An 18,326-nucleotide genomic window follows, 5' to 3' on the forward strand; every position below is an offset into this window, starting at 1 on the left:
GTCGCGAGGGCCGAGCCGCCACGGCCGTGCCGCGATGGCAGGGCCGCTTCGGCATGCCCGCGGGCGGACCGACGCCCGCCCCGTGCGTCCCGGCGCGGGTGCGCCGTACGGGCTCAGTACGACCCGTAGTTCCCGTAGGGCCTCTGGTACTCGGCGACGAGGCCGAACTGGAGCGGCTCGGCGGGGGTGGGCGGGACGTCCGACACGACGGACACGGTCTCGATCACCTGCTCCGGAGCCTCCTGTTCGGCGGATTCGAGCCGCTCCAGCTCCGCGGCGGACACGAGGGCGACGAGCGGCTTGCCGTGCCGGGTCACCACGACGCGTTCGCCGCCGTACACCACGCGGTTGATGAGCTCCGCCAGCTCGGACCTGGCTTGCGTCACCGGAATCTCATAGGCCATGCTGCGTATCCTACGTTCTGTACGTCCTGTACATTTGGCTGACAACGTTTTCGCCGGGGGGAACGCACGCGTTGCCCGTCGGTCGACCGTGTACGAGAGCGACAAGGAGCTGTTGAAGTGGGCGGGAACCTGGTCCGTCTCAGGGAGTCCAGCGGACGGCACGCGCTGGTCTTCATCCACCCGGCGAGCGGATCGGCGGCGTCGTTCCGTGCGCTGCAGCCGCACCTGGGCTCGGACTGCTCCGTGTACGCCTTCCAGGCGTCGGGCATCGACCCCTCCGCCCCCCGATCCATCGAGGGGATCGCGGAGACCTACCTCGCGCAGTTCCGCGCGGCCGACGCCGACGTGACGCCGATCTTCGTCGGCTGGTCCTTCAGCGGCCCGGTGGCCGTGGAGATGGCGCGACTCAGCGAGGAGCGGGGGCACGCTCCGGCGGGCGTCATCCTCCTGGACAGCGCGACCCACGACATCCTGGACGGCCGGACGACCGACCCGGTCACGGAGGTGGGCGGCCTCCTCGGGGTCGACCTCTCCGGCACGGGCGCCACCTCGGTCGACGAACTGCTCGACCACGCGGCGGAGTTCATCGCCGTGGCGAGCGAGACCCCCGGTCTGACCGGCGCGGACCTGCGTCCCTTCTGGGACGTCTACGCCTGGCATCAGGGGATCTTCGACGGGGGATGGCAGGCGCGGCCCTGTGCCGCGCCGCTGCTGATGATCAGGGCGCGCGACGAGACCGGCTGGAACGCGGCGCCGGACTGCCTCGGCTGGTCCACGGTCGTCGGGCGTCCGGTGCCCGTCGCGTGGGCCGGCGGCACGCACTACTCGATGATGGACGAGGGTCGGCTCGCCGACGTCGCCCGGGTGATCGACCAGGCCGTCGACGACTGGGCGGCGACACCGGCACCCCACGGCGAGCCGGCGGCCTCCGCCGGGGCCGGTGCCACGGCGCAGCGGTGAAGGCCCGCTTCCGGGTAGCCGCCCACACCGCGAGGTGCGGCACGACACCACCTCGCTCGCCTCGCGCGGTCCGCGGTCCGCGCGGTGCGCACCTTTCGTAGCTTCGACAATCGCCCGTCGGGCGGTTTCCGCCAGTTGAACCAGGAGGACTTCGTGAATCCGAACACCGCCGCCCACGCCGCCGACCGACTGCCCCGCGCCGAGGCGCGCTATGTGGTGCCGCGATTCGTCGAGCGCACCGCTCACGGGACCCGTGAATACGACCCGTACGCCAAGCTTTTCGAGGAGCGCATCATCTTCCTGGGCGCGCCGATCGACGACGCGTCGGCGAATGACGTCATGGCGCAGTTGGTGTGCCTGGAGTCGATGGACCCGGACCGGGACATCGCCCTCTACATCAACAGCCCGGGCGGCTCGTTCACTGCGCTGACGGCCATTTACGACACCATGCAGTACGTGAAGCCCGACATTCAGACGGTGTGTCTCGGGCAGGCCGCTTCGGGTGCCGCCGTGCTGCTGGCGGCGGGTACTCCGGGAAAGCGTATGGCGCTGCCCAACGCCCGGATCCTCATTCACCAGCCGTACACCGAACTGGGGCGCGCCCAGGTCTCGGACCTGGAAATTCAGGCCGCGGAGATCCTGCGGATGCGGGACCAGCTGGAAGAGCTCCTCTCCAAGCATTCCAACGCGCCGCTCGAGAAGGTCCGCGAGGACATCGAGCGCGACAAGATCCTGACCGCCCAGGAAGCCCTGGAGTACGGAATCGTGGACCAGGTCGTCGTGCCCCGCAACAACCAGCTGGGCTAATCGGCGTGCCGGGTGCCGGCGGGCCGCGCGCGGTCCGGCCGTCACCCGGCGCGGGAGAGGTCGCCGAGAGGGCATGGAGAAGTCGAGTACAGACAGGAGGTCGCGTCCATGATGTTTTCCGAAGGTCCCCGAGTCCCGGCTCTCACCGAGGCCGAAGGCCAGGTGGTGGATGCCTACCTGGCAGTGCTGAAGCGTCTGAGCAGCGTCAACCCCACCCAGACTACGGGGACGTACACGGCTCTGCGGGCCGCGCAGGCGCTCGTCTCCGAGACGCGAGCGCTGCGTGACGCGCTTTCTCTGATGTTCGAGCGTCATGAGAAGGAGATTCATGTACGCACGATGACCAAAGCTTTGCAATCTCTTGATGGCGACCGATTCCTTCCGCGTCTCGGTCCTTCCGGGGAGGAGGTGCCGCCCGGCGGCTCCTCCTGAAACATACCTCCTTCTGTGCGGGCACCCACGGCCTTGGATCGCCGTCGGTGCCCGTCCGTCGTTCTGCTTCGGTAAAGAAACTCCAAAGCGGCGCGGTCGAATGGGTGCCGCATTGCCATGAGGTAATAGTTGTAGACTGCATCTAGTTGCTTTTATCTCGCCGATCACATCGATTGCGTCTCGCTGGTCACGCGTCGTTATCGAGTGGCTCCGTAATGCCGTCAATATGACGGATTCTATGGGTCGATACCCGGAGATAACGGACATTCAACTGGTTCGCCGAGGAAATTGATTGACTGGTCTTCGTCGGTCGGGTTACAAAGAAGTTGATCTTCACTCGCGGCCTCCGGTTTTCCGGGTCGAGAGCATTCCGCGTTGCGGTGGTTCCGTGCTGCCCACGTATGCGCTCGGCTTCCGGCGAGAGGTTCCGCATTCCGGGTAAACAACCGGTCAGTTTCACGTCATGTTTCTCTCTTGGTTGTCATTCATCATCATGGAGCGGGGGGCGCGGAAGTGCGTACCGTGGACGGCATCGCCGACTGGCTTAGGCAAGAAGTAGAGAAAGAAGTCGGAACAGCGGTCCGCGACGCCGACATGGACACCCAGTTCCGGGATCTGGGGATGGACTCCGAGGGCATGACCGCCCTCACCGCGCGACTGGCCGCGCACCTCGGGATATCGCTCGCGCCCACCGTGGCCTGGCACTTCCCGACGATCGCGGGCCTGTCCGGCGCACTCGCCGACGGCGGTCCCGAGGCCGAGCCGTCCGCGTCGTCGCCCGGCCTCGGCGCCGCGGCGCCGGCCGACGAGCCCATCGCCGTGATCGGCATGGCCTGTCGCTTCCCCGGCGCCCCCGACGTGGAGGCGTACTGGGACCTGTTGCGCTCCGGAACCGACGCCGTCACCGACGTGCCCGCCGAGCGTTGGGACTCCGCGGCCCTGTACGACCCGGACCCGGCCGCCCCCGGGAAGCTGAGCACCCGTCGCGGTGGCTTCCTCACCGACGTGGACCAGTTCGACCCGCGGTTCTTCGGGATCAGCCCGCGCGAAGCCGCGCAGATGGACCCCCAGCAGCGGCTCTCCCTCGAACTCGCCTGGAGCTCCCTGCAGGACGCCGGGGTGCGCCCCTCGTCCCTGAAGGACAGCGGTACCGGCGTCTTCCTCGGCACCCTGTGGAGCGACTACGCACGTCTGGCCGGGCGTGGCCTCGACGCGATCGAACAGCACACCGCCACCGGCCAGGAGCCGAGCATCGTGCCCGCACGTGTCTCGTACACCCTCGGGCTCCAGGGGCCCAGCATCGGCGTCAACACCGCCTGCTCCTCCTCGCTCGTCGCCCTCCACCTGGCCTGCCAGAGCCTGCGGTCCGGCGAGAGCACCCTGGCCCTGGCCGGAGGCGTCAACCTGGTGCTCGCGCCGGAGGGCAGCGCCGCGATGTCGAAGCTCGGCGCCATGAGCCCGAACGGGCGGTCCGCGGCCTTCGCCGCCTCCGCCGACGGCTACGTCCGCGGTGAGGGCGGCGGCGTCGTGGTCCTCAAGCGCCTCTCGGCGGCCCTGGCCGACGGGGACCGGATCCACTGCCTGATCCGGGGCAGCGCGGTCAACAACGACGGCCCCAGCAACGGCCTCACCGCCCCCAACCCGGCGGCGCAGGAGGCCATGCTCCGCGCGGCCTACGCCCGCTCCGGCGTCGACGCGCACGACGTGCAGTACGTGGAGGCGCACGGCACCGGGACCCGACTCGGCGACCCCATCGAGGCGCACGCCCTCGGTACGGTCCTCGGCGCGGGCCGGCCGGCGGACGCGCCCCTGCTGGTCGGTTCGGTGAAGACCAACATCGGCCACCTGGAGGCGGCGGCCGGCATCGCCGGGCTCATCAAGGTGGTGCTGTCCATGCGGCACCGCGTGCTGCCCGCGACCCTCCACCACACCGCGCCCAACCCCGACATCGCCTTCGCCGACCTGCGCCTCGCCGTCCCGGCCGAGCCCACCGACTGGCCGGCCCGCGGCGACCGGCTCCTCGCGGGCGTCAGCTCCTTCGGCTTCGGCGGCACCAACTGCCACGTCGTCGTGGAAGGCCCGCCCACCAGCCCCGCGCAGCCGCTCGCGCTGTCCGGCCCCACCCCCGAAGACCTGAGGACGGCGGCGGGCGCGCTGCTGGACGCGGTGACCGACACACCGACGCACTCCGTCGCGGACTGGTGCGCGTCCGCCGCACTGAACCTCAGCGGCCACCCGCACCGCGTGGTGGCGACGGTCCGCACCCGGGACGAACTCGTCGGCGCCCTGCGCGACATCGCCGGCGGCGTCACCCCGCCCACCACGACGGCCCCCTCCCGCCTCGCGTTCGTCTTCTCCGGCCAGGGCTCGCAGTGGTGCGGCATGGGCCTCGACCTGCTGCACGGCGAACCCGCATTCCGTGCCGCGCTGGAGGAGTGCGCGGCCCTGATCGACGCTCAGTCCGGGATCTCCGTCGTCGAGGAACTGCGCCGCGGTGCCGCGGACTCCAGGCTCGACGACACGGCCGTGCTGCAGCCCGCCGTCTTCGCCGTCCAGATCGCCCTCGCCGCCCTCTGGCGCTCCTGGGGCGTCGAGCCCGACGCCGTCGTCGGACACAGCCTCGGCGAGGTCGCGGCCGCCCATGTGGCGGGCGCCCTCAGCCTGGAGGACGCGGTGCGGGTCGTGTGCGAGCGCAGCCGCCTGATGAGCCGGATCGAGGGCGACGGGGCCGTGGCCGTCGTGGACGTGCCCTTCGCCGACGTGCCCCGGCTCCTCGCCGACCACCCCGGCGTGGACGCCGCGGGCGCGAACTCCCCGACGACCTCGGTCCTGTCCGGCGACATCGACGCCCTCGACGCGCTCCTGGCCGACCTGAACGCCCGCGGCGTGCGATGCCGACGCGTGAACATGGGCGTCGCCTCACACAGCGCGCAGTGCGACCCGCTCCTGCCCGAACTGCGCGCCGCCCTGAGCGGGATCCGGACCACCACGGCATCCCTGCCGATGGTGTCCTCGGTGACCGCGGACGTCGTCGACGGCGCCGAACTCGACGCCGACTACTGGGCGGACAACCTGCGCCGGCCCGTGCTCTTCGCGCCGGCCGTGCAGCTGCTCCTGGACCAGGGCTACGACCACTTCCTCGAGGTCAGCCCGCACGCCGTGCTCACCGGCCCGGTGACGGCCGTCGCCGCCGACCGCGGCGCGCGAGTCCAGGTGCTGGCCTCCCAGCGGCGCGACGAGAGCGCCCGCGAGACCCTGCTGAGCGCCCTCGGCGAGCTGTACCGCTCCGGACGCGACCTCGCCTGGCGCAAGATCCTCCCCGCCGACCTGAACCCGGCCGAGCTGCCGCCCGCGGCGGAGAAGTTCGCCGACCCGGCCGTACCGGCCCACGGCGTGCGCGTCCTGCCCCTGAGCGCCCACAGCGCCCCCGCGCTGCGTCAACTGGCCCGCGACACCCGGGGACTGGTCGAGGGGACGGGCCGGGTCGACCTCGACGACCTGAGCCACACCGCCGCCCACGGCCGCGACCAGCACGAGCACCGCGCGGCCGCCGTCTTCACCACCGCGGGCGAACTCGCCGACCTGCTGGAGGCGTACGAGGCCGGCCGCGCGGCCGAGGGCCTCATGACGGGCAAGGCCCGGCGCACCACGAGCGGACCGGTCTTCCTCTTCTCGGGACAGGGCGCCCAGGCCGCGCGCATGGGGTGTGAACTCCTCGCCCACGAACCCGCCTTCCGCGACGTCCTCGAACGGTGCGACCGCTGGCTGACCGCACAGGCCGGCTGGTCCCTGATCGCGGAACTGCACGCGCCCGAGGACTCCTCGCGCATCGACGAGACGGAGATCACCCAGCCCGCCCTCTTCGCCCTCCAGGCCGGCCTCGCCGAACTCCTGCGCTCCTGGGGCGTCCGGCCCGCCGCCGTCATCGGACACAGCGCCGGTGAGATCGCCGCGGCCTACTGCGCCGGAGCCCTCACCCTGGAGGACGCGCTACTGGTCGCGCTGCACCGGGGCCGCACCCTGCAGAAGGCGACCGGAACCGGCCGGATGGCCGCCGTGGGCCTGGCGGCGCCGGACGTGGCGAAGCTCCTGGAGACCGGTTCCGGCGAGGTGTCCATCGCCGCCGTCAACGGGCCCCGCACCACCCTGGTGAGCGGCGAGACCCAGGCCCTGCGCGCGCTGCTCGACAGCCTCGCCCCGGCGGTCTTCCGGCGGGAGCTGCGCGTCGGCTACCCCTCGCACAGCTCGCGGATGCGCGCGTACGAGCAGGAGCTGGGCCGCCTCCTGGCCGACGTCCGGCCGCGGGCGTGCGACATCCCGGTGTTCTCCACCATCGACGCGGAGTTCCGCCCCGGAACGCACTTCGACGCCGCGTACTGGGTGCGGACGATCAGCGAGCCCGTCCGGTTCGCGCCGGCCGTCGAGGCGCTCGCCGCCGCGGGACACCGGACGTTCGTGGAACTCGGGCCGCACCCCGTGCTGGTGGCGCCGGCGGCGCAGAGCCTGGAGCACACCGGCCACGAGGGCGTCGTCGTCCCGACCATGCGCCGCGAGACGGGGGAGCGGCGGGCTCTGCGGGAGGCCGTCGGCACCCTCTGGGCCCAGGGACACCCCATCGACTGGAAGGCCGTACGCCCCGCGGCCGGGCGTCTGGTCACCACGCCGGAATACCCGTGGCAGCGCGAACGGCACTGGATCACCCCGGCGCCGCTGACCGCGACGGAGCCCGCCACGGGCACGCTCCTCGACCTGCTGGCCCGCGGCGAGGTGGACCGGGTCGCCGACGAGATGGCCCGCCGCGGCGGACTGTCGAACGCGGAGCGCGAGCTGCTCCCCGCGATCCTGCGACGGCTCGCGGCCGGCGACGAGGACGCGTACCCGTGGCTGCACCACCTCGGGTGGCACGAGCGACCGCTCACCGGCACGGCCGGGACCGCCGACCCCCACGCGTGGATCGTGCTGACGGACGACCCGGAGGGGCCGCTGACCCGCTCGGTCTCCCAGGCCCTGCGCACGGCCGGACAGCGCTGCACCGTACTCCCGGTCCCCGCGGAACCCGAGACCCATCTCCCCGACGCCCTGCGCCAGGCCGTCCGCGCGTCCGGCCCCGCCTGCCGCGGCGTGCTGCACCTGGTGGGCGACGCGCCGGACGCGACCCTCGAGGAGCACCTGGAGCGCTCGCTGCGCCCGGCGCTCGCCACGGTGCGCGCCCTGGCCTCCTGGGAGGACGGAAGGGCGCCGCGCGTCTGGCTGGTCACGTCGGGGGCGCAGCCCGTGGGCGAGCGGCCCGTCGAGGGCTCCGCCGGTCAGGGCGCGCTGTGGGGACTCGGGCGCGTCGTCGCCCTGGAGCACCCCGAGGTGTGGGGCGGTCTCGTGGACCTCGACCCGGCACCGGGGGACACGGCGGGCACCGCTCTCGTCGCCGAACTCCTCGCGGGAGACGGCGAGGACCAGGTGGCCTTCCGCGCCGGACGGCGCCATGTGGCGCGGGTGACGGCCGCGGAGAAGGAGCCCGGCACGACCGGACCGGTGACGATGCGGGCCGACGGCGGCTATCTGATCACCGGCGGACTCGGCGGAATCGGCCTGGTCGCCGCGCGCTGGATGGTCGACGCCGGGGCACGGCACGTGGTGCTGGTCGGCCGCCGCTCGCCCGGTGCGGAAGCCCGCGCGACGCTGGCGGAGCTCAGGTCGGCGGGCGCCCGGGTGGACGTCGTGCACGCCGATGTGACGCGCGCCGACGAGGTACGCGACCTCGTGGCCTCCTTCGGCCGCGAACGCCCGCCGCTGCGCGGCGTCTTCCACGCCGCCGGTGTCCTCGACGACGGCACCCTGCTCCAGCAGGACTGGGACCGGTACCGCGCGGTGCTGGCACCCAAGGTGCACGGCGCCCACCACCTGGACGTGTGCACCCGCGAGCTGCCGCTCGACTTCTTCGTGCTCTTCTCGTCGTTCGTCGCCGTCCTCGGCTCCCCCGGGCAGGGCAACTACGCGGCCGCCAACGCCGCGCTGGACACCCTGGCCCACCACCGCAGGGCGCTCGGACTGCCCGCCACGAGCGTCAACTGGGGCCCCTGGCAGGGCGTCGGTATGACGGACTCGACGGCCGCGGCGGCCTACCGGTGGAGCGAGCGCGGGGCCCGGACCATCGACCGGGCACAGGGCGCACCGCTGCTCGACCGGATCCTGGCCCGCGACACCCCCCAGCTGGGTGTGTACTCCGTCGACTGGGCCACGTACCGGAGCTGGCTGCCCGCCACCGCCAACAGCGACCTGCTCGCCCTCGTGCACGGTCCGGACGGAGCCGTCACCGAGGACGCCGCACCGGACGCGGAGGACACCGCCGCCGCGCTGTCGCTGCCCGACCGGCTGGCCGCGACCGAACCCGGCGACCGGCTGGAGCAGCTGATCGCCCACCTGAGCGCCCTGGTGGCCGACATCGCGGGCTTCTCCGCGGACCACACCGTCGACCCCGACACGGGCTTCTTCCAACTCGGGCTGGACTCACTGATGAAGCTGAAACTCGTGACGCGGCTGCGCGAGGACCTGGGAGACCGCCTGACCATCCCCGGGACGCTGCCGTTCGACCACCCGACCTGCGCCGCCCTCGCCGCCCACCTCCTCGACGAGCTGGCGCTCACCCCGGGCGCCCACGAGGCGGACGCCGAGCCCCCGCGGGACGCGAACGGCGCGCCCACCGCCCACGACGCCGACGCCGCGGACACCTCGGATCCCGCGGATCCCGCGGACCCGGACGACATGGCAGCACTGCTCGCCGAGGTGGAGAGCCTGTCCGCCGACGAGGCGGCCCGGTACCTGGACCAGCTCACGCTGGGGAACGAGCCCGGAGGGGACACGACCCATGACTAGCATCGCCGACCGCATCGCGGCGCTCCCCGCCGCCCAGCGGAGCCTCCTCGAGGAGCGCCTGCGCCGCCAGCGGTCCCACGCCACCCCGCCTCCCGAGCCGATCGCCGTGGTGGGCATGGGCTGCCGCTTCCCCGGAGGCGTCGACGACGCCGAGACGTACTGGAACCTGCTGCGGTCCCGGACGGACGCCACCTCCACCGTCCCCGAGGGGCGGTGGGACGCCGAGAGCCTGCACGACCCCGAGGGGGCACGCCCCGGCACCACGCGGGCCAGACGCGGCGGGTTCCTCGAGACGATCGACACCTTCGACGCCGAGTTCTTCGGCATCCCCCCGAGGGAGGCCGAGACGCTCGACCCGCAGCACCGGCTGCTCCTGGAGGTCGCCTGGGAAGCCCTGGAGCACATGGGGCAGGACCCCACCGCCCTCCGGGGATCCCAGACCGGCGTGTTCGTCGGCATCGGGATCGACGACTACAAGCTCCTGCAGACCGCCGACCTGACACGGCTCGACGGGCACATGGCCACCGGCAACCTGTTCTGCGTGGCGGCCGGTCGCATCTCGTACCTGCTGGGCCTCCACGGCCCGTCCCTGGCGGTCGACACCGGGTGCTCCTCGTCCCTGGTGACCGTTCACCTGGCGATGCAGAGCCTGCGCTCCGGGGAGTGCGACCTCGCGCTGGCCGGCGGCGTCCACCTCATGGTCTCCCCGGAGATGACCGTCGACCTGTCCCAGGCCGGGGTGCTCTCGCCCCAGGGACGCAGTCGCGCCTTCGACGCCGCGGCCGACGGGTACGCCCGCGGCGAGGGCGCCGGAATGGTCGTGCTCAAGCGCCTGTCGGACGCCCAGGCCGACGGGGACACCGTGCTCGCCGTGCTGCGCGGCTCCGCGGTGAACCACGGGGGCCGCGGCAGCGGCCTCACGGTCCCCAGCGGCAGCGCCCAGAAGGACCTCATCGCCACCGCCCTGAAGGCCGCACGGGTGGCGCCCGCGGACGTCGACTACGTGGAGACCCACGGCACCGGCACCCCCATCGGCGACCCCATCGAGGCGAACGCGCTCGGCGCCGCCTACCGCGGCGGGCGCTCACCGGAACGCCCGCTCCTGATGGGCACGGTGAAGACCAACCTCGGTCACCTGGAGGCGGCCGCCGGCGTCGCGGGCCTGATGAAGGTGGTGCTGTCGCTCCAGCACCAGGAGATCCCGGCCCATCTGCACCTGGGGGAGCGCACCCCGCAGGTCTCCTGGGACGAGCTGCTGCTCGACGTGCCCGCCGAGGCCCGCCCCTGGCCCCGGGGCGAGCGGCCCCGCACGGCCGGGGTGAGCTCCTTCGGCATCGGCGGCACCAACGCCCATGTGATCGTCGCCGAGGCCCCCGCCGTCTCCCCGCCCCCGCCCGCGGCCGGGGACACGGCCCGCCCGGCCCTGCACCCGGTCGCGCTGTCCGCGCGGGACGAGGCCGCCCTGGGCCGCGTCGTCGAGCGCTACCGTCGGCACCTGGAGCTCCACCCCGAACTCGACTGCGCGGACCTGGCGTACTCCGCCGACACCGGACGGGCCCACTTCGCCCACCGCGCGTTCTTCGCCGCGTCCGACACCGAGGACCTCGCCGTCCAGCTCGCCGCCTGGCGGGCGCCGGCCACCGGGTCCGCTCCGCGCGGCGGCGGCCGGGAGTTCCGCACCGCCTTCCTCTTCACCGGGCAGGCCTCCCAGTACGTCGGGATGGGCGCCGGTCTGTACGCCACCCAGCCGGTGTTCCGCCAGGCGCTCGACACCTGCGCGCGGCTGCTGCGGGAGCGGTACGGCTGGTCCCTGACGGACCTCCTGTACGCGGACGAGGCCGACCCGACGCTCATCGACCGCACCGAGTACGCCCAACCCGCCCTGTTCTCCCTGGCCTACGCACTGGTATCGCTGTGGCAGTCGTGGGGCGTCAAGCCCTCCGTCGTCCTCGGCCACAGCATCGGCGAGCTGTCGGGCGCCTGCGCCGCCGGAGTGCTGCGCCTGGAGGACGCCCTGACGCTGGTCGCCGAACGCGGCCGCCTCATGGGACGGCTGCCCGGCGAGGGCGGGATGGCCGTCGTCGCCGCCGACGAGGACACCGTCCGGGCCCTGCTGACCCCCTTCGACGGCCGGCTGAGCGTCGCGGCGGTCAACGGCCCGCACCAGACCGCCGTCTCCGGCGCCGCCGACGCCCTGGACGAGCTGCTGACACGGGCCCAGGCCGAGGGGGTCGGCGTCCGCCGCCTCACCACCTCGCACGCGTTCCACTCGGCGCTCATGGATCCGATGCTGGAGCCGTTCGGCGCCCTGGCCGCCGACGTGCCGCACGCGCCGGCGACGGTCCCCGTCATCTCCACGGTGACCGGCGGGCGCGTCCGCGGTGAGGACATGGCGGGGGCGGACTACTGGCGGCGCAACGCCCGCGACGCGGTCCGCTTCCTGCCCGCCGTGGCCACGCTGCTGGAGCGGCGCTTCGACGCGGCCCTGGAGATCGGCCCCGACCCCGTCCTGACCCGCCTGGTCACCAAGCAGGGCCTGGACCCGCGAGGGGATCGGCTCTGGCTGCCCTCCCTGTCCCGCCGCACCGACGACGAGCGGCAGATCCTCCAGACCCTGGGGCAGCTGTACGAGGCCGGGGCCGACATCGACTGGCGGGCGGTGCACGCCGGATCGGGCGGACGTCGGGTGTCCCTGCCCACGTACCCCTTCGGACGCAAGCGCTACTGGCGGGACACCCGGGGCGCACGCGGCTCACGGCCGGCGGGCACGCCCGTCTTCCCCGGCACCCGGCTGAGCTCGCCCGCGCTGCGCGACACCGTCCACCAGACCCGCTTCACGGCCGACTCCCCGGCCTTCCTCGCGGACCACGTGCTCTTCGACGAGGTGGTGGTCCCGGCCGCGTCCCACCTCGCCATGACCGTCGCCGCCGTGCACGACCTCGCCGCGGGGCAGGGGACCGGCGGGCGCGCCGTGCTGGAGGGGGTCTCCTTCCCGCAGGCGCTCGCGCTGGACGACGCCGAGCGCGACATCCAACTGATCATCGCCGGGCCGGACGGATCCGACGGCGTCCCGGGCCCCGCCGCCGGCGAGGACACCGAGCCGCGGAACTTCCGCGTGGTCAGCGCGCCCGCCGGAACCACGGACCAGCGGGCCTGGACGACACACGCCGTGGGCACCGTGCGCACCGGCTCCGAGGCGGAGGTCCGCCCGCCCGCGCTCGGCGACCTGCTCGACCGGCCGGGCCGGCGACTCGACGGCGAGGACTTCTACACCGCCATGCGGGAGAGCGGCGCCGAGCTCGGCGACGGCTTCCGTCGCCTCGGTGAACTGACCCGCCATGAAGGCGAGCTGCTGATCCGGATGGTGCCGCCGGCCCACGACGGCGGGGACGGGCCGTTCCTGCTGCACCCGGGCCTCGTCGACGCGTGCGTCCAGGCCGTGGTGGCCCTGGCCTGGTCGGCCCGGCCCGAGGCGGAGCTCGGCGTGCGGGTCCCGATCCGGCTCGACGCGCTGCGCTTCCACAAGGAGCCGCCGTCCGCACCCCTGTGGTGCCGTGTGCAGGAGCGCCCGGAGCAGAGTCCCGACGGCGACACGGTCGTCGCCGACGTCCTGCTGCTCGACGACGACGGCGAGGCCGTGCTGCGGCTGGACGGCCTCTGGGTGCGCCGGGTCGCGGCGGACGCCCTGCTGCGCCGGGACACCGCCGTCGTCCGGCGCCCCGCGTGGAAGGCCGTGGACGCCGACCCCGCCGGTACCCCGGACGCCGATGACTGGCTGATCCTGGCCGACCGCGGGGGTGTGGGGGCGGCCCTGGCCGCACAGCTGGACGAGGCCGGGCAGCGGGTCACCCTGGTCGAGGCCACGGCCCGCGACGCGGACGGCGTCGCGACGCTTCTCCGGGAGCACGCCGGGTCCGAACCGCCCTCGAACGTGGCGTTCCTCTGGGGACTGGACGAGCCTCGGGAGGAGCCCACCGCGGACGACCTCGACCGGGCCCAGGAGAGCGGGACCGGAGCCCTCCTCGCCGTCCTCCAGGCACTGGGCGCCCCCGGGCACCGCGCGCGGGTCCTGGTGGCCACGCGGGGGGCGCGGTCGCTCTCCGCCCACCCGGTCCACGTCACGCACGCGCCGCTGTGGGGCCTCGCCGCCATCGCCAACGCCGAGAACCCCGACGTACGCTGCGTCCTCCTCGACCTCGACCCGGCCGGGCGGTCGCCGCGGAGCGAGGCCGCGGCGCTGACCGCCGAGGCACTCGCCCGCGGCGGCGACGACCAGGTCGCGATCCGCGACGGCCGGCGGTACGTCGCGGGAACGGAGCGGGTCGCCCCGCCCGGGACGGCCGCCCCCGAGGAAATCGTGCGACCGGACGGCACCTACCTGCTGACCGGCGGGCTCGGCGCGCTCGGCCTGCACACCGCCGACTGGCTGGTGCGGCGTGGTGCCCGGCACCTCGCCCTCATCGGGCGCAAGGCCCCCTCCGCGACCGCCGGGGAGCGCATCGCGACATGGCGGCGGGCGGGCGTCGAGGTGGTCGTCAACCAGGCCGACGTCTCGGACTTCGACGCCGTCGCGCGGGTCCTCACCGACGTGGCCGCCGCCATGCCGCCGCTGCGCGGCGTGATCCACGCCGCCGGCGTCCTGGACGACGGCAGCGTGCGGCGGCAGAACGCCGGCCGGCTGCGCGCGGTCATGGCCCCCAAGATGCGCGGCGCCTGGAACCTGCACCGGCTGACGCGCGACGCCAAGCTGGAGTTCTTCGTCCTCTACTCGTCCGTGGCCGCTCTCATGGGCTCGCGCGGCCAGAGCGGATACGCCGCCGCGAACGCGTTCCTGGACGCCCTCGCCCATCACCGGCAGTTCCTCGGACTGCCCGCGACCAGCGTGGCATGGGGGCCGTGGAGCGGTTCCGGGATGGTCGCCACCCTCGACGAGCACGCCGGCCGCCGGGTGCGGGAGAGCGGCTTCGGCATGCTGGAGCCCGAACCCGCGTTCCACGCCCTGGAGGACGTGCTGCGCACCGGCGTCCACCACGCGTACGTCCACGCCGGCGAGGCCGGCGGCAGGCGCTCGTCCGCGGCGGACACCGCGGCCCGCGCCCGTCGCGACGGCCGGTCCGCCGACCGGCAGACCGTCTACGACCGCCCCGACACCCTCGGACCCGCCGTCGCGCCCCGCGACGACCGGGAGGCCGCGCTCGTGACGATCTGGGAGTCGCTGCTCGGCATCCACCCCATCGGCGTCGAGGACGACTACTTCCGGCTGGGCGGCGACTCCATCACCAGCCTGCGCATCGTCAGCAGGGCCAAGCAGGCGGGCATCCGGCTCACCGAGGCCGACTTCTTCGCCCACCCCACGATCGCCGAACTCGCCGCGTCGGCCGGCACGGTGACCCCGCCGCCCGCCGACGAGCGCGACCGGCCGGCCCCGGAGCCCGACGCCCCCGCGCCCTCCGGCGTGGCCGGCAGTCACCTGGCCGAGGGCGACCTGCAACGGCTCCTCTCGCGCATCGGCGCCGTCATGACCGACGAGCCCGCACCCGAGGCTTGCACGGACGCGGCCGACGACACCCAAGCCGACGACAGCACCACAGAAAGGCGGAGCCGATGACCACGAGCATCGAGGGAGTCCACCCCCTCTCCCCGCTCCAGCAGGGCCTCCTCTACCACACCATCCTCGACCCCGGTACGTCCTTCTACGTCGACCAGATCATCCAGACCCTCGACGGCGACCTGGACACCGACGCGCTGGAACGGGCCTGGCAGCGGGCCGTCGACCGGCACACCATCCTGCGCACCTCGTACCACTGGGAGGAGATCGCCGAGCCGGCGCAGGTCGTGCACGCCCACGGCTCCGCGCGCATCGAGCGACACGACTGGCGGGACGCCGACACAGGCGAGGCGGCGGGCGTCGAGGAGCGCCTGGAGGACTTCCTGCGCGCCGACCGCGGTCGCGGCTTCCAGCTGGACCGCCCGCCCCTGTTCCGGCTGCACCTCATCCGGGTCGCCGAGCGGCGCCACATCTTCGTCCTGCGCTACCACCACATCCTGCTGGACGCCTGGTCGGCCCTGATGCTGCTGGAGGACGTGCTCGTCGGCTACGACCGCCTCGTGCGCGGCGAGACGCCGCCCACCCCCCGCGTGCGGCCGTACCACGACTACGTCACCTGGCTGCGCGGCCAGGACATGCGCGGCACCGAGGAGTTCTGGCGCGCCCAACTCGCCGGCTTCCGGCCGGCACCGCTGGCCGTGGCGGCCCCGCAGCACCTGTCGGAGCGGCCGAACGGGGCGCAGGGCGACGACCGGGAGAACCCGGAGGTGACGCGAACGCTTTCCAGGGAGACCGGCGACGCCCTGCGCCGCCTCGTCCGGGAGCACCGGCTCACCCTCAGCACCGTGCTGCAGACCGCCTGGGGCCTGCTCCTGAGCCGCTACACCGACCAGTCGGACGTCGTCTTCGGGATGACCATGACGCACCGCCCGGCCGAGCTCGACGGGATCGAGGACACGCTCGGACTGTTCATCAACACGCTGCCGCTGCGGGCCCACCTCGACCCGCACCGCCCGTTCGTCGAGGCCTGCGCGCGCATGCAGGCCACCCAGACCGGTGTACGGCAGCACCTCGCCAGCCCCCTGGCCGAGGTGCAGCAGTGGAGCGACGCGGAGCCGGGCGAGCCGCTGTTCGACAGCATCATGACGATCCTCAACGTGCCGAGGATGGGCAACCTGGGCAACCGCAGCGGCGAACTCGCCGTCCGGCGGGGCGAGTACCGGTACCACACCAACTATCCGCTGGCCGTCCTCGTCATCCCCGACGAGGAGATCAGCCTGCGCATCGGATACGACAGGAGCCGCTTCGACGCGGCCACCGTCGAGCGCATGCTGGGCCACTACGCCACGATCCTGGAGACCCTGGCCGCCGACCTCACGCTCCCGCCGCGGGACATCTCCCTGCTGACCGACGAGGAGCGGCGCGCCGTCGACGCGTGGGGACGCGGCGAGACCGTGGCACCCTCCACGCTCTGCCTCCAGCAGCTCTTCGAGGAGCGGGCGGCGCTGTCCCCGGACGCCCCGGCCCTGACCTTCGGCGACAAGACGCTGACGTATCGACAGCTCGACGACCGCGCCAACCAGATGGCGCACCTGCTGCGCGAACACGGCATCGGCCGCGAACTCCGGGTCGGTCTCTGTCTGGACCGCTCGACGGACCTGATCGTCGCGATGCTCGGGGTGCTCAAGGCCGGCGGCGCGTTCGTGCCGCTCGACCCCGCCTACCCCGAGGAGCGCCTGGCCTTCATGAGCCGGGACGCCGGGCTCTCCCTGCTGCTCACGAGCGGCACGGCGTGCGGACACCTGCCCGAGCTGGACGTCCCCCGCATCCTGCTGGACGAGCCGAGCGCGGCCCTCGACCGGTGGCCGACGCAGGCCCTCCCCAGCGGCGTCGAGCCCGACGACCTCGCGTACGTCATCTACACCTCGGGGTCCACCGGACGGCCCAAGGGCGCCCTGGTCACCCACGGCGGAGCGGTGAACAGCTGCCTCGCCCAGCGGGAGGCGTTCGGCGCCGGCCCGGGGGACCGGGTGCTCCAGTGGGCCTCCCCGAGCTTCGACGCCTCGGTGTTCGAGGTCTTCCTCGCCCTCGGCACCGGCGCGGTCCTCTGCCTGGCCACGCGGGACGACGTCATGCCCGGACCGGCCCTGGTCGACCTGCTGGAACGCGAGCGCGTCAGCTGGCTCGTCATGGCGCCCTCCGCGCTGGCGGCCCTGCCGCTGGACGCCCGGACCCGACTGCCCCATCTGCGCGGGATCGTGCTCGGCGGCGAATCGGTCTCCCCTGAGCTGCTCGCCCGCTGGTGCCCCGACGTCCGCGTGTTCAACGTCTACGGGCACACGGAGACCAGCATCTGGGCCACGGTGGAGGAGTGCGCGGCCGACGGGAACTGGCCCTCGGTCGGGCGCCCGGTGCGGGGCGTGCGGCTCCATGTGCTCGACGGCAACGGCCAGCCCGTCCCCGTCGGCATCCCCGGCGAGCTGTGCCTCGGCGGTGTCCAGGTCGGCCGCGGCTACCTCAACCGCCCGGAGCTCACCTCCGAGCGCTTCCCCGCCGACCCCTTCTCCGACGTGCCCGGCTCCCGCCTCTACCGCAGCGGGGACCTGCTGCGCTGGCGGCCCGACGGACGGCTGGAGTTCGTCGGCCGGGTGGACGGCCAGACCAAGCTCCGCGGCCTGCGCATCGAGACCGGCGAGGTGGAGAGCGCGTTGCGCGACCACCCGGCGGTGAAGGACGCCGCCGTCGTCGTCCGCGACGGCGCCGGAGCCGGCGACCAGCTCCTGGTCGCCTACCTGGTCCTGGCGCCCGACGCCGGACAGGCGGCGGACGACTGGCGCGAGGTGCTGCGCAAGAGGCTGCCGGACTACATGGTGCCCAACGCCTTCGTCACCCTGGACTCCCTGCCCCTGACCGCCAACGGCAAGCTGGACCACGCGGCGCTGCCCGAGCCGGAGCGGGCCGCCCCGGCCGGCGCGGACACGGCACCCGCCACCCCGACCCAGCGCAGGATGGCGGAGCTGTGGGCCGAGACCCTCGGCCTGGAAGAGGTCGGCCTCCACGAGGACTTCTACGTCCTGGGCGGCAACTCCATCAAGGCCACCCGCATCGCCTCCCGCGTCCGCCAGGAGTGGCAGGTCGACTTCTCCGTACGCGCGGTGCTGGAGAACCCCACCGTCGCGTCCTGCGCCGCCGCCCTCGACCCCACGTCGACCCCAGGCTCCTGACCCCACGGGCACACCGGCAGCCCGGGAGACCACCCGGCCGCGCCCCGGGCGCCACCGACCATCCCCCCGCGGGCAGGCCCG

At 73.6% G+C, this 18,326-nt stretch carries 7 protein-coding genes; 6 read left to right on the forward strand and 1 reads right to left on the reverse strand.

The genetic code is table 11. The features are described 5' to 3' along the window. Nucleotides 1-113 precede the first annotated feature (113 nt). A complete protein-coding gene (locus LRS74_RS29790; RefSeq protein ID WP_277743901.1) occupies nucleotides 114-404 on the reverse strand; it encodes a type II toxin-antitoxin system Phd/YefM family antitoxin in 291 nt (96 codons plus the stop codon). A 117-nt stretch (nucleotides 405-521) separates the two neighbouring features. Between LRS74_RS29790 and LRS74_RS29795 the strand changes: the two genes are divergently transcribed. The 6 genes from LRS74_RS29795 (at nucleotide 522) to LRS74_RS29820 (ending at nucleotide 18,245) form a co-directional block, all read left to right on the forward strand. Then, on the forward strand, nucleotides 522-1,364 hold the full coding sequence (locus tag LRS74_RS29795; protein WP_277743902.1) for a thioesterase domain-containing protein: 843 nt from the start codon (nucleotides 522-524) through the stop codon (nucleotides 1,362-1,364). A 153-nt stretch (nucleotides 1,365-1,517) separates the two neighbouring features. After that, nucleotides 1,518-2,171, forward strand: coding sequence for an ATP-dependent Clp protease proteolytic subunit (locus LRS74_RS29800; protein ID WP_277744990.1), 654 nt, complete (start codon nucleotides 1,518-1,520; stop codon nucleotides 2,169-2,171). Nucleotides 2,172-2,279: 108 nt separating this feature from the next. Beyond that, nucleotides 2,280-2,603, forward strand: coding sequence for a hypothetical protein (locus LRS74_RS29805; protein ID WP_277743903.1), 324 nt, complete (start codon nucleotides 2,280-2,282; stop codon nucleotides 2,601-2,603). Nucleotides 2,604-3,116: 513 nt separating this feature from the next. Then, nucleotides 3,117-9,473 carry a type I polyketide synthase gene (locus LRS74_RS29810; RefSeq protein WP_277743904.1) on the forward strand — a complete coding sequence of 2,119 codons (6,357 nt, stop codon included), beginning with the start codon at nucleotides 3,117-3,119 and terminating at the stop codon, nucleotides 9,471-9,473. Then, on the forward strand, nucleotides 9,466-15,081 hold the full coding sequence (locus LRS74_RS29815) for a type I polyketide synthase (protein ID WP_277743905.1): 5,616 nt from the start codon (nucleotides 9,466-9,468) through the stop codon (nucleotides 15,079-15,081). The genes LRS74_RS29810 and LRS74_RS29815 overlap by 8 nt, the downstream gene beginning before the upstream one ends. After that, nucleotides 15,078-18,245: an amino acid adenylation domain-containing protein gene (locus LRS74_RS29820; protein ID WP_277743906.1), complete on the forward strand. Its 3,168-nt coding sequence runs from the start codon at nucleotides 15,078-15,080 to the stop codon at nucleotides 18,243-18,245. The genes LRS74_RS29815 and LRS74_RS29820 overlap by 4 nt, the downstream gene beginning before the upstream one ends. Nucleotides 18,246-18,326: the final 81 nt, after the last annotated feature.

It is taken from the genome of Streptomyces sp. LX-29 (assembly GCF_029541745.1).
Classification (GTDB): Bacteria; Actinomycetota; Actinomycetes; order Streptomycetales; family Streptomycetaceae; genus Streptomyces.